This is a genomic window from Streptomyces sp. NPDC091281, from assembly GCF_044757425.1.
GTDB lineage: Bacteria > Actinomycetota > Actinomycetes > Streptomycetales > Streptomycetaceae > Streptomyces.
The window spans coordinates 124,061-137,497 of the sequence record NZ_JBIVUY010000004.1 but is presented as its reverse complement, the minus strand read 5'-3'; the positions used below and the strand labels follow the sequence as shown (position 1 = coordinate 137,497).

9 protein-coding genes are annotated in these 13,437 nt (G+C 74.9%); 6 read left to right on the top strand and 3 right to left on the bottom strand.

Annotation, left to right across the window (positions count from 1 at the left end; genetic code table 11):
- The first annotated feature begins 226 nt into the window (after positions 1–226).
- Positions 227–1,522: a sensor histidine kinase gene (locus ACIQPQ_RS12165; protein ID WP_401302861.1), complete on the top strand. Its 1,296-nt coding sequence runs from the start codon at positions 227–229 to the stop codon at positions 1,520–1,522.
- A 71-nt stretch (positions 1,523–1,593) separates the two neighbouring features.
- Here ACIQPQ_RS12165 and ACIQPQ_RS12160 read toward each other — a convergent pair whose 3' ends face one another.
- Together ACIQPQ_RS12160 and ACIQPQ_RS12155 are read right to left on the bottom strand one after the other, a co-directional pair.
- Positions 1,594–2,088: an SUKH-3 domain-containing protein gene (locus tag ACIQPQ_RS12160; protein ID WP_383773033.1), complete on the bottom strand. Its 495-nt coding sequence runs from the start codon at positions 2,086–2,088 to the stop codon at positions 1,594–1,596.
- 191 nt (positions 2,089–2,279) lie between these two features.
- On the bottom strand, positions 2,280–2,801 hold the full coding sequence (locus tag ACIQPQ_RS12155) for a YwqJ-related putative deaminase (RefSeq protein ID WP_401302859.1): 522 nt from the start codon (positions 2,799–2,801) through the stop codon (positions 2,280–2,282).
- A 300-nt stretch (positions 2,802–3,101) separates the two neighbouring features.
- On the opposite strand from ACIQPQ_RS12155, the gene ACIQPQ_RS12150 reads away from it, so the two are divergent.
- The 3 genes from ACIQPQ_RS12150 (at position 3,102) to ACIQPQ_RS12140 (ending at position 7,919) form a co-directional block, all read left to right on the top strand.
- Positions 3,102–4,145 carry an SMI1/KNR4 family protein gene (locus ACIQPQ_RS12150; RefSeq protein ID WP_383773029.1) on the top strand — a complete coding sequence of 348 codons (1,044 nt, stop codon included), beginning with the start codon at positions 3,102–3,104 and terminating at the stop codon, positions 4,143–4,145.
- A gap of 7 nt (positions 4,146–4,152) precedes the next feature.
- On the top strand, positions 4,153–6,825 hold the full coding sequence (locus ACIQPQ_RS12145; RefSeq protein WP_401302857.1) for an SUKH-4 family immunity protein: 2,673 nt from the start codon (positions 4,153–4,155) through the stop codon (positions 6,823–6,825).
- Positions 6,826–7,034: 209 nt separating this feature from the next.
- Entirely contained in the window at positions 7,035–7,919 is an 885-nt protein-coding gene (locus tag ACIQPQ_RS12140) for a cellulose-binding protein (RefSeq protein WP_401302855.1), read from the top strand.
- 85 nt (positions 7,920–8,004) lie between these two features.
- Here ACIQPQ_RS12140 and ACIQPQ_RS12135 read toward each other — a convergent pair whose 3' ends face one another.
- Positions 8,005–9,498, bottom strand: coding sequence for an MFS transporter (locus ACIQPQ_RS12135; protein WP_383774469.1), 1,494 nt, complete (start codon positions 9,496–9,498; stop codon positions 8,005–8,007).
- A gap of 546 nt (positions 9,499–10,044) precedes the next feature.
- On the opposite strand from ACIQPQ_RS12135, the gene ACIQPQ_RS12130 reads away from it, so the two are divergent.
- Entirely contained in the window at positions 10,045–10,833 is a 789-nt protein-coding gene (locus ACIQPQ_RS12130) for an ABC transporter ATP-binding protein (protein WP_401302853.1), read from the top strand.
- 2 nt (positions 10,834–10,835) lie between these two features.
- Entirely contained in the window at positions 10,836–13,415 is a 2,580-nt protein-coding gene (locus ACIQPQ_RS12125) for an ABC transporter permease (protein WP_401303559.1), read from the top strand.
- Positions 13,416–13,437: the final 22 nt, after the last annotated feature.

Below are 13,437 nucleotides of genomic sequence, written 5' to 3'. Positions count from 1 at the left end.
GTTGAACCGGGCGGACGGGGCGGCCGTCCGCGGGGATCGCGGCACCCACTATGCCGCACGCGGGGCCCTCGACGCGACGGCGAACCGTCCGCCACCGCCCGCGCCGACGGGTGGAGCGGGCGCCGCGCCCCTCCCCGCTGCGGGGTTGTTCGATTACGCACAGTGGTCTGGTCCAGTCGGCGAAATGCTCCGGAAAAGCCGGGGCCGCCGCCCGTAGGCTGGAGCCATGACCACGACGGGGGAAGAGCACGCCACGGCTCGGGGAGGGCCGTGGTGGTGGAGCAGGCGCCGCAGCGCGGTGTTCGACACGAGTCTCGCGGTGCTGTCCGCGGCCGAGTGCGCGCTGGAGGGCGTCCCGTTCGCGAACGACGCGGGCATCCCGCCCGCCGCCGGGTTCGTCTTCGGCCTGCTCGCCGGTTCGGTGCTGCTGGTGCGGCGCCGGTGGCCGATCGCCGTCGTCCTGGTGTCCATCGCGATCACGCCCGCCCAGATGGGCTTCCTGATGGGCATCGTCGGCCTCTACACGCTCGCCGCGTCCGAGCTGCCGCGCCGGATCATCGCCTCCCTCGCGGGCATGCAGCTCGCCGGGACGCTGATCGTGATGTTTGTCCGGGTCCGGCAGGACATGGTCCGCGGCGAACTCGACATCGGGGACTGGTTCGTCCCGTTCGCCTCCATCACCACCGCGCTCGGCGTCACCGCGCCCCCGCTGCTCCTCGGCCTCTACGTCGGGGCCCGGCGCCGCCTGATGGAGAGCCTGCGGGAGCGGGCGGACAGCCTGGAGCGCGAGCTGCAACTGCTGGCCGAGCGGGCCGAGGAACGCGCGGAGTGGGCGCGCAACGAGGAACGCACCCGGATCGCCCGCGAGATGCACGACGTCGTCGCGCACCGGGTGAGCCTCATGGTGGTGCACGCGGCGGCACTCCAGGCCGTCGCCCGCAAGGACCCCGAGAAGGCCGTGAAGAACGCCGCCCTCGTCGGCGACATGGGGCGGCAGGCGCTGACCGAGCTGCGCGAGATGCTCGGGGTGCTGCGCAGCGGGGACGGCCCCGGCGAGCGGCCCGCGCCGCTGCCGCTCGCGGCCGTCGGCGCCGCCGCGGCGGCCGCCGCCTCCAAGGCCGCGGAGGAGGGCGACGGGCCCTGCCTGGAGGAACTGGAGGAGCTGGTCGGCCAGTCGGCGGCGGCCGGGATGGTCGTCCACCTCTCGGTGGACGGCGAGATCCGCGGCTACGCCGCCGCGATCGAACAGACCGCGTACCGGCTGGTGCAGGAGGCCCTGACCAACGTGCACAAGCACGCGTCGGGTGCCAAGACCCACGTCCGCCTCGCCCACCGCGACGCGGAGATCGCCATGCAGATCGAGAACGAACCACCCCCCGACGCCCCTTCCCCCCGCCTCCCCTCCGGCGGCAACGGCCTCGTCGGCATGCGCGAGCGCGTCCTGGCCCTCGGCGGCGTCTTCGTCTCCGGCCCCACGGAGGCCGGCGGATTCAGGGTGTCGGCGGTGATCCCTGCGGGGTAGGGGCCGGGGGCGGAGGGGCCTGGCGGGTGGCGGGGCGCGGGGCACGGCGTCCGCGCGTCATGGACGGCCGTTCAGCCCGCGGTCAGGCGGAGGGGTTCCGTGCCGGTGACCAGGGTGGCGAGGGAGCGGTCGATGTCGGGGCCCAGGTACCAGTCGCCGGTGTGGTCGAGGGCGTAGACGCGGCCCTCGGTGTCGATGGCGAGGAGGGCGTGGCTGTCGGTCTCCGTGCCGAGGGGGCTGACCTCGGTGTCCAGGGCGCGGCCCAGGTCGGCGAGGGTGCGGGCCAGGTGGAGGCCGTGCAGGGGGTCGAGGTGCAGGGCGGCGGGGGCGACGCGGCGGCCCGGTCCCGACGGGGTGACGTGCAGCCCGCCGAACTCGGCCCACGCCTCCACGGCGGCCGGGAAGACCGCGTGCCGGTGACCGGCGGGGGAGACGTGCTCGCGCAGGGTGTCGGCCCAGATCTCGGCCTGCTTGATGTCCCAGCGGCCGGGCTGCCAGCCGGCGGCGCGCAGCGCGGCGTCGACGGGCACGGGGAAGCGGGTGGAGGAGGTGCGGTCGGGGTGCATCTGCCCTTCGTTCGTCGAGTACGTCCGGCCGGACGGTCCGGGACGGGTGTGGGGGGCCAGGGGGGAGGACTCCGGGGGTACCAGGGGTGTACGGGTCGTAGGAGGGGCGCGGGGGGACGGCCGGTTCCCGGCGCGGCGGGGACGGGGGGCGTACGGGTGCCCGTAGGGGTCTACGGGTCGTACGGGTCGGGTCAGGCGGTGCCCGCCGGGTCGACGACGCGGACGCCGAAGTGGGCGCTGAGGGCGGCGCAGGCGCGGCAGGGCGCGGCGAAGCTGCCGTGCAGCGGGTCGCCGTCCTCCCGGATGCGCCGGGCGGTCAGCTTGGCGTGCTTCAGCGCCCGCCGGGCCTCGCCGTTGGTGAGCGGCTTGCGCGCCGCCCGCTTGGAGCGGCCCGCGTCCACCGCGGCGAGGTGCCGCGAGATCAGCAGCGCCTCCGCGCAGCGGCCGGTCGAGCGGTCCCGCCGGGCGGTCGGCAGCGAGTCCAGGAAGTCCTGCACCAGCGGATGCAGCACGGGCGGCTGGTCCCCGCGGGCGGCCGTCCCCGTGAGGGTGGCACCCCGTACGGAGAGGGCCGCGGCGACGGTCGGCAGTATGCCGTCGCGGCGGTGCAGCAGGACGGGCGCGGGGAGGGTGTCGTCGCTGCTCCAGCCGACGCGGGGGTCGCCGGATCGGCCGGTGTGCGGTCCCGTGTGCGTGGTGTTCATGATCATCATCCCCTCCCGAGCATCCCCCCGGAGGTCACAGACTGCCAAACGGCGGGGCGCGTGGGGAAGCTGGGGCGCCGCGACACGCCCGCGCCGGGGCGGGCTGTCACGAGGGGGTGACGGCAGGTCACGGAAGCGGAGGCCCGGTGACCGCCCCCGTCGTACCGCATAGGCTGTCGCCACCACCAGGCGCGCGGTCGACGCGCGCGGGAGACCTTTGGAGACCGTCGGGTACGGGGTGTGGTGGGCGGGTCCGCGCGCGGGGCCGGTCGCCGCGCTCCGTCCACAATGCCGCAGGGGGCAACCGCCATGACGACAGGTCGGCTCGGGCTGGGGGCACCTCCCGGCCGTCAGGCCGGGGGACGCGCCACGCCGCCGAACGCGGCCTACGCCGGGCAGGTCGTGCATTTCCCGGACCCGGTCCGGGCCGCACGTCACCCGAGAGGGGTACGGGTCGACGAGCACGGTCACCCGGACTTCTCGGCGTACGCGCGGGCGGCGGCCGAGATCGCCGAGCCCCCGGAGGGCTTCGGCGTCGACGAACTGCGCCTCACGGACTACGTCTCGGCGAACGCCGCCCTCGCCGCCACCGGCCACCCGCTGTGGGACACCGTGCCCAGCGTGGCCACCCCGCACGGCTGGACCTGGCACCACGTCGCGGACACCCGGCGCCTGGAGCTGGTCCCCGTCGAGGTGAAGGCGCTGCTGCGCCACCACGGCGGCATCGCCACGGCCGCCGTCGACCACGCCAAGCGCGGCACCCGCCCGCTCCAGGAGACCCGCCCCGCCCACTTCGGGCTGCCCCGGTCGGGCGTGGCCGTGACGGAGGCGCAGGTGCAGGGCGTCGAGGAGGACCTCGGCTACCGGCTCCCCGGCGCCTACCGGTCCTTCCTGAAGGCGGCGGGCGGCTGCGCCCCGGTGGGCGCCGCGCTCGACGCCGAGCTGGGCCTCCTGCTGGACCAGCCGTTCTTCACGGTCCGCGACGAGGCCGCCGTCAACGACCTCGTCTACGTCAACAAGTGCCTGCGCGACCACCTCACCAAGGACTACCTCGGGGTCGGCTTCGTGCAGGGCGGCCTGCTGGCCGTGAAGGTGAAGGGCGACCGGATCGGCTCGGTCTGGTTCTGCGCCTACGACGACGCCCGCGACACGGACCCGTCGTGGACGCCCGCCGAGCGGGTGGAGCGGCTGCTGCTGCCCTGCGGCGAGGACTTCGACGCGTTCCTGGCCCGGCTCGCCGGGCAGCCCCCGGAGCTGGACACGGTGGCGAATCTGATGGTCGACGGCGGTTTCGCGCGGGTCGTGCCCGTCGCCGCCGGCAGTGCGGTGCCGCCCAGCGGCGTGGGGGAGTGATCCGGGGATGGTGACGTTCGCGCAGGCGCAGGAGCGCGGCGAGGAGTGGATCAACGGGGACGTGCCCGCGTACCAGCACCGCGAGGTGCGGGTGCGGGAGTTCGGCCTCGGGTTCGTGGTGTGGGCCGAGGACCGCGCGGAGGGACCTCGCTCCGACGGGTCCGCGCTGCGGCTGGTCCTCGCCCGCGACAGCGGCGAGGCCACGCTCTGGCCGTCGCTGCCGGTCGGCGAGGTCATCCGCAGGTACGAGGAGGAGTACGGCCGCCCCGACGGCGGGCCCGAGCCCGAACCGGAGCCCGCCGCCCGCGTCGACCTCAACCAGACGTCGTTCCTGCTGTCGCCGCCCGAGTGGCTCCAGGAGGCCGCGGACCGGCTCGGCATCCCCGACCGCCGCGAGGACGGCGGCACCCGCGGCGGACAGACGCGGGGCGGACGGACGAGTGGCGGGCAGGCGACCGGCGGCCAGACAGGTGACGGCCGGACGGGGGCCGCGGCGGCGGACGGCGGAGCGGGTACGGCGGCTGCGGCCCCCACCCCGGCTCCGGGTCCCGCGCCTTCCCCCGACCCGGCGCCGGTGCCGTACCCGTCCCCGGTGGCGGCCGACCCGTCGCTGCCGCGGACGCAGGCCGGAGTACCCGGCGGCGCGCTGCCGCAGACCCAGGCCGGGGTGCCCGCCCCGGCCGGTCCGGCGGCACCGTCGGGGCCCGTGCCGGTGGGCGCGCCTGGTCCGGCGGCCACCCCGGTGGGGACCCCGGTCGGGGCGACCCCGTGGGCCGGGACGGACACCAACGCCGACCCGGAGAACCGGGACGACGGCTCCGTACCGCTGCCCGCGACCGTGTTCGCGCCGCCGCTGAGCGGTTCGGACGACGACACGCCCCCGCCCTCCGCGCTCGCGGAGGCCCAGACGGCGCTGATCGCGGGCGGCAGCCAACTCCCGCCGACGGCGGTCTCGCCCACCCTCGACGACCCGCACGCGCCCGGCACCCCGGTCCACGGCACCCCCGTCCCCGGCGCACCCCCGTCCGGGCCGGGCACGCCGCCCCCGTCCGGCCCGCAGGCGTACGGCTTCCCGCAGCCGCCGCCCGCGGGTCCGCAGGGCACGCCCCCGCCCTCGTACGGCGGCGCCCCGCAGCCGCCCGCCGGTCCGCACACCCCGCCGCGCCCGCTGCCGCCGCACGCCGGTGACATCGCGGACGCCGCGACCAGCAAGGCCGAACCGCCGCCGCGCCGCCCGCGCGGCGGGGGCTCGACGCCGCCGCCCCCGCCCGGCGCACCGGGCGCGCCCGGCGCGCGCCCCGGCGCCACACCGCCCCCCGCGCCCCCGGCCGGACCGGGCGCGCCCCCCGCGGGCGGCTCCGGCGGATCGGGGTACGTGCCCACGCAGCTGGTCTCCTCGCTCGGCGGCCCGCAGGCCCCCCAGCCGCCCGCCCCGCCCGCCGGACCCGGCACCCCGCCGCCCGGCGGGGTCCACCAGGCCCCGACGATGTTCGCCGACCCCGGCGCCACCGGACCCCGCCCGCCGCAGGCCGGTCCCGGCGCGCCCCCGCCGCCCGCGCCCGCCTTCCCCGGCGCCCCGGGCCCGGTCGCGGGCGCACCCCGGCCGCCGATGCCGCCGCCGGGTGCCGTGCCGCCCGGCGCCGTGCCGCAGCCCGGTGGGCCCGTGCCGGGGGCGCCGCCCGCGTACGGCTATCCGCAGCAGGGGCAGCCGACCGTCGGCCCCGGCTACCAGGCCGTGCTGCGCTACCGCGCGCAGGACGGGTCCGAGCAGCAGGTCATCCGCCGCTCGGCGCCCGGCACCCCGCACCCGGAGTGGCAGATCTTCCACGAGCTGCGCGCGATGAACGTGCCGCCGGACCAGGTGCTGGAGCTGCACACCGAGCTGGAGTCCTGCGAACTGCCGGGCGCCTACTGCGCGCGGATGATCCGTGAGCAGTGGCCGCAGGCGCGCATCACCAGCATCGCCCCGTACGGCGCCGACCACGCCGGACGCCAGCAGGGCATGCGGCAACTCCTCGCCCACCAGGGCGAGTTGCACCAGGTGGCGGATGGTCCCGCGCGCCCCGCACCCGTACGGGCTCCGCTGCCGCCCGTGCAGGCGGCTCCGCCGGTGCCGCCGGAGGCGATCGCGCAGGAGCTGGCGGCGGCGTTCGGGCCGGGGATCTTCCGGTTCGAGCAGGCCGCGGTGTCCCGGCAGGGCGTGCCGCCGGTCGTGGCGCACACCCTGGTGGTCGCCGGACTGCCCCTGGACATGGGCCCGTTCTTCTGGGCGCAGGCCCAACCCGGCCGCCCGGTACCGACGTTGGCAGAGCTGGCGGCCGAACGCGGCGTGCGGCCCGCCCCGGACGCGGGCTCGTACCTCGTCATGGGCAGCGACTTCGGCAAGGCGCTGTGCGTGCAGTACGGCACGGCCAACATCGTCGCCGTCCCGGTCGAGGCCGGGCCGGGCGGCGGGTCCGTGCCGCCGCAGTTCGTGAACACCGGGCTCCCCGAGTTCGCGCGCTGCCTCGCCCTGCTCGGGCGGATGTGGCGGCTGCGGTTCGGGCTGAACCAGGAGCAGGCGGGCCGCTGGACCGTCGACTTCCAGGCCCAGCTCGCCTCCCTGGACCCGGCGGCGCTCGGCTCGCCCGAGAGCTGGTGGTCGGTGCTGCTGGAGCAGATGTGGGACGGACTGCTGTGACCCGCGGCGGCCACTGAGCCGCACGGGGACGAGGACGGAAGGGGCCGGGCCCGGTCGGATGCGACCGGGCCCGGCCCCTTCCGTGTCCCGTACGGGTGGTCGTGCGTGACCACTGGCCGGAGTGTCGCGTTACGTTCCTCTCCACCCCATACATCAAGATATGCACCAAATCATGATGTATGCGTCCGTCCGGTGGAAAGGGGTTCAGGATGATCGGCACACCGGTGCCACCGCCCGGGTACGAGACCGTCCGCGGGCGCGGCTACCGGCCGGAACAGGTCGAGGCGTACACCGCCGCGCTCTGCGCCGACCGTGACGCCGCGTGGGAGCGCGCCGCCCGGCTCACCGTGCTCGCCAAACAGATGCGGTCACGGGCGGCGGCCCTGCGGGAGACCGTCGCCGGACTCGCCCCCCAGACGTACGAAGGGCTCGGCGAGCGGGCCCGTACGGTGTTCCGGCTCGCCCAGACCGAGGCGGCGGACGTCCGCGAACGCGCCCGGCGCGCGGGCGTCGACGAGGTCGAACGCGCCCAGGCCCACGGCCGTGACCTGCGCCGCTCGGCCCGCGAGGAGGGCGAACGGGTCCGGGCGGCCGCCGAGGAGTACGCCCGCGAGCGGATGCTGAGGGCGCGCGCCGAGGCCGACGGCGTACGGATCGGCGCCCGCCGGGCGGTACGGGAAGGACGCGGCGCGGCGCTCGCCCTCGTCCGGGAGGCCCGCCGGCGCGGCGCCGAACTGCTCGCCTCGCAGCAGCGGGAGCAGGCCGAGCGGTGGGAGGCCGCCGAGCGGGAGGCGGCCGAGCGGACCGCCGCGCTCGACGCGGAGCACGCGGCGGCCCTCGCGCGCGCCGAGGCGGCCCTCGCGGACGCCGAACACGCCGTCGCCACGGCGGGCACGGCCGGGCGCCGGGCCCACGAGGAGGCGCGGGGGCGGGCCGCGGAGATCGTCGCCGAGGCACGGGTGCGGGCGGAGGGGGTCGCGCGGGAGACGGAGCGGGTGCTGCGGGAGCACGGGGAGCGGTGGGACGAGGTGCAGGGGCAGATCGCGTCGGTGCGGAGCAGTCTGAACGTGCTGACGGCTCGGGGGGTGGAGTAGCACCCGCCCGCGCCGGTCCGTCCGCGTGCTGCTGGGGGCTCCCGCCCCCCAGGCCCCCGCTGTCGGCCCTCAAGGGGCCTCGTCCTCACTCCCCCCGCACCGGAAACACCCGCGGTGCCAGCACCAGCAGGGCCAGGAAGGCGAGGGCCGCCGCTCCCGCCGCGCCCAGGTACACCGCGTGGACGGCCTCGGCCACCGCGTGGCGGGTTCCGGGGGCGGTGCTGCCCGCTTCCAGGTCGCGGGCGACGGAGTCGAGGTCGCCGGTGCCGCCGAGGCGGGACGCGAGGACGGCGTTGGCGACGGCGCCGAAGACCGAGGCGCCGATCGTCTGGCCGGTCTGGCGGCAGAAGAGGACCGACGCGGTGGTCGTGCCGCGTTCCGCCCAGCCGACCGTCGACTGCACCCCCACCAGCAGCGGCAGTTGGAAGAGGCCGAGCGCGCCGCCGAGCACCAGCATCAGCAGCGCTGGCTGCCAGGCCGCGCCGGGGTACGGCAGGAACGGGAAGGCGAGCAGGACCGCCGTCGCCGTGCCGATGCCGAGGAGCGCGGTGTCGCGGAAGCCGATCCGCCGGTACACGTGCTGGCTGAGCGCGGCGGACAGCGGCCAGCTCAGAGTCCACACCGACAGCACGAACCCGGCCGACACCGGGTCCAGTTCCAGCACCGCCTGCGCGTACGTCGGCAGGAACACCGTGGGCGCCACCATCAGCAGGCCGAGCGCGCCCAGCGCGAGGTTGACCGCGGCGATCGTACGGCGGCGCCAGACCCAGCCGGGGATGATCGGCTCCGCCGCCCGGCGCTCGACCGCGACCACCACCCCGACGAGGACGATCCCGGCGCCGAACAGGCCGAGCGAGGGCGCCGACCACCACGGCCAGGCCACCCCGCCCTGCACCAGCGCGGTCAGCAGCACCCCGCCGCAGGCGAACACCGCGCACGCGCCCGCCCAGTCGACCCGCGCCTTCCCGGCCGACTCCCTTCGCGGTTCGTGCAGATGACGGACGATCAGCCACAACGCGACCGCGCCGACGGGCAGGTTGACGAGGAAGATCCAGCGCCAGTCGGCGTAGCCCGCGAGCAGGCCGCCGATGCCGGGGCCCGCGACCGCCGACACCGCCCACACGGTCGACAACCGGGCCTGGATGCGCGGGCGTTCCTTGAGCGGGTACAGGTCGGCGGCGAGGGTCTGCACGGTTCCCTGCAACGCGCCGCCGCCCAGCCCCTGCACGATCCGGAACGCGATCAGCGCCCCCATGTTCCAGGCCAGCGCGCACAGCAGCGAACCGAGCAGGAACAGGGCCGCGCCCACGATGAGCACCGGCTTGCGGCCGAAGGTGTCGGAGAGCTTGCCGTAGAGGGGCAGGGTGACCGTGACGGCCAGCAGGTACCCGGAGAACAGCCAGGAGAAGACGGAGAACCCGCCGAGGTCGCCCACGATCTGCGGGACGGCCGTGGAGACGACCGTGGAGTCCAGCGCGGCCAGCGCCATCGCCAGCATCAGCGCGGCGACCACCGCGCCCCGCCGCCCGGTCTCCGCCCGCTCCGTGTCCCGCCGGGTCGCCGGTCTCGTGTCGCCCACCTGAAGCCCCTCCCGCAGTCCTCGCCGTGCCGTACCTGCTGTGCCGTTCCCGCCGGTTCCCGTGCCCCTTGCATCCATCGGCCGCGGACAGCTTCCCACTTGACCCTGACGCGGCGGGAGGGTGGAGCCTGACGGTGGCCGGAGGTGGACGGCCTCCCCGGACCCCTCCACCCTGCGGTGGACGGCCCCTAGGGGTATCTCCGTACTCCGGCTCGGGGAGGGGTCGTACCGGCGGAGGACGAGACACCCCGTTCCCGTCCTTAACCTGGCTTTATGCCGCTGGGGGCGGGGTGCCCCCACCGACCGGAGGGGGGGTTAACCCCCCACGAAGAGGGGCCCGTGCACCAGCGCGCGGGACCCGCCTCCACCGCCAGACTCTTCGACACAGCACCACACAGCACCACGCGAGAGCGCAGCACCGCACACCGCACAGAGCTGCACCGCACACCGCACGGGCCGGAATCGGCCGGGTGGCCCGCAGGAGGCGTCCGGCGGGGCTCCGTGCGTCCCGAACACGTTCCTTACTTCCGACTTAGGAGACATACCGTGACTTCGGCTGTGACCATTCCCAGGCACGGGGGCACTGGAGGGCGTACGGCCGTCGCCGCAAGGGCGCGGCAGGTCGTCAAGGCGTACGGGTCCGGGGAGACCCGCGTCGTCGCCCTCGATCATGTCGACGTGGACATCGCCCGTGGCCGCTTCACCGCGATCATGGGCCCCTCGGGGTCCGGAAAGTCCACCCTGATGCACTGCCTCGCCGGGCTCGACACCGTCACCTCCGGGCAGATCTACCTGGACGAGACGGAGATCACCGGCCTCAAGGACAAGAAGCTGACCCAGCTCCGGCGCGACCGGATCGGGTTCATCTTCCAGGCGTTCAACCTGCTGCCCACCCTGAACGCCCTGGAGAACATCACGCTGCCGATGGACATCGCGGGCCGCAAGCCCGACAAGCCGTGGCTGGACCGGGTGGTGGAGACCGTCGGTCTCGCCGACCGGCTCCGGCACCGGCCCACCCAGCTCTCCGGCGGCCAGCAGCAGCGCGTGGCCGTGGCCCGCGCCCTCGCCGCCCGCCCCGAGATCATCTTCGGCGATGAGCCGACCGGCAACCTCGACTCACGGGCCGGTTCCGAGGTCCTCGGCTTCCTGCGCCGGTCCGTGGACGAGCTGGGCCAGACCATCGTCATGGTCACCCACGACCCGGTGGCCGCCTCGTACGCCGACCGCGTGCTCTACCTCGCCGACGGCCGGATCGTCGACGAGATGCACCAGCCGACCGCCGAGCAGGTCCTGGACCGCATGAAGGACTTCGACGCCCGGGGACGGACGTCATGACCATGACCGTATGGAAGACGTCGCGGCGCAACTTCGTCGCGCACAAGGGACGCATGGCGCTGTCGGCCGTGGCGGTCCTGCTGTCGGTGGCCTTCGTCTGCGGGACGCTGGTCTTCACCGACACCATGAACACGACGTTCGACAAGCTCTTCGCCGCGACCTCCTCCGACGTCACGGTGACCCCCAAGGGCGCCTCCGACACCGGGGAGACCACCTCCGGCACCGGCCGCCCGCCGGTCCTCCCGGCCGCCGTGGTCGGCGAGGTCCGCGGGGCGCGGGGCGTGAAGGCCGCGGAGGGGACCGTGTTCTCCACCTCCGTCACCGTCGTCGACGCCGGCAAGGACAGCCTGTCGCCCACCAGCGGCGGCCCCACCATCGTGGGCAGCTGGAACTCCCAGGACGCCCGCACCATGAAGATCACCGAGGGTGCGGCCCCGAAGGGTGCCGACCAGGTCATGGTCGACGCGGACACCGCCGACAAGCACCACCTGAAGCTCGGTGACGAACTGGGCGTGATCAGCGCCGTCGGCACCCACACCGCGAAGATCTCCGGCATCGCCGCCTTCCAGGTCACCAACCCCGGCGCCGCCATCTTCTACCTCGACACCCCGACCGCCCAGAAGACCCTGGTCGGCGCCTCCGGTGTCTTCACCAACGTCAACGTCACCGCCGCCGCCGGGGTCTCCGACGCGCAGCTCAAGAAGAACGTCGTCACCGCCCTCGGCACCGACGTCAAGGTGCAGACCGCCAAGGAGGTCTCCGACGCCAACCAGAAGGACGTCGGCGAGTTCCTGAACGTCATCAAGTACGCCATGCTCGGCTTCGCCGGGATCGCGTTCCTCGTCGGCATCTTCCTCATCATCAACACCTTCTCCATGCTGGTCGCCCAGCGGACCCGCGAGATCGGCCTGATGCGGGCCATCGGCTCCAGCCGCAAGCAGGTCAACCGCTCGGTCCTCGCCGAGGCGCTGCTGCTCGGCGTGGTCGGCTCGCTGGTCGGCGTCGCCGCGGGCGTCGGGATCGCCGTCGGCCTGATGAAGCTGATGAGCGCGGCCGGGATGAACCTTTCCACCGACGACCTCACCGTCGCCTGGACCACCCCGGTGGTCGGCCTGGTCCTCGGCGTGGTCGTCACCGTCCTCGCCGCCTGGCTGCCCGCCCGCCGGGCCGGCAAGGTCTCCCCGATGGCCGCGCTGCGCGACGCGGGCGCCCCCGCCGACGCGCGGGCCGGAGCCGTACGGGCCGTCCTCGGCCTGGTCCTCACCGGGGGCGGCGGCTGCGCCCTCTATCTCGCCTCCGCCGCTGACAAGGCGAGCCAGGGCTCGCTCTGGCTGGGCCTCGGCGTGGTGCTGAGCCTGATCGGGCTGGTGGTGATCGGCCCGCTGCTGGCCGGTGCCGTGGTCCGCGTGCTGGGCGTGGTCGTGCTGCGGGTCTTCGGCCCGGTCGGACGGATGGCCGAGCGCAACGCCCTGCGCAACCCGCGCCGCACCGGCGCGACCGGCGCCGCCCTCATGATCGGCCTGGCGCTCGTCGCCTGCCTGTCCGTGGTCGGCTCCTCCATGGTCGCCTCGGCCACCGACCAGCTCGACAAGAGCGTCGGCACCGACTTCATCATCCAGAGCGACAGCGGGCAGCTCATCACCCCGCAGGCCGTCACGGCGATCAAGGAGACGTCCGGCCTGGAGCGGGTCACGCAGTACAAGCTGCTCGACGCCTCCCTCACCACCCCCGACGGCCGGACCTCGAAGAACGAGACCCTCAACGCGGCCGACCCGTCGTACGCCAGCGACGTCGCCACCGAGACCGTCGCCGGGAACCTCGCCGACGCCTACCGCCCCGGCTCGATGTCCGTCTTCGAGGGCTTCGCCGAGAAGCACGGCATCACCGTCGGCTCCAAGGTCGGCGTCGACTTCAAGGACGGCACCACCGCGACCCTCACCGTCCGCGCCGTCACCAGCGACGAGGTCGTCATCGACAAGGGCGCCATGTACGTGTCGATCGCCACCGCCGCGAAGTACGTACCGGCCGACCGGATGCCGCTCGACCAGCTCGTCTTCGCCACCGCCAAGGACGGGCAGCAGGACGCCGCGTACACCGCGCTCAAGGCGTCGCTGCACGACTACCCGCAGTACACCGTCCGGGACCAGACCGACTACAAGCAGGAACTGAAGGACCAGATCGGGCAGCTCCTCAACCTGATCTACGGCCTGCTGGCGCTCGCGATCATCGTGGCGGTGCTCGGCGTCGTCAACACCCTCGCCCTCTCGGTGGTCGAGCGGACCCGCGAGATCGGCCTCATGCGCGCCATCGGCCTCTCCCGCCGCCAACTGCGGCGCATGATCCGTCTGGAGTCGGTCGTCATCGCCCTCTTCGGCGCCCTGCTCGGCCTGGGCCTCGGCCTCGGCTGGGGCGCCACCGCCCAGCAGCTCCTCGCCCTGGAGGGCCTCACCGTCCTCGACATCCCCTGGCCGACCATCGTGGGCGTCTTCATCGCCTCGGCCTTCGTGGGCCTCTTCGCCGCCCTCATCCCGGCCTTCCGGGCAGGCCGCATGAACGTCCTGAACGCCATCGCCACGGACTGACCCCGCAAGGGTCACCCAGGGC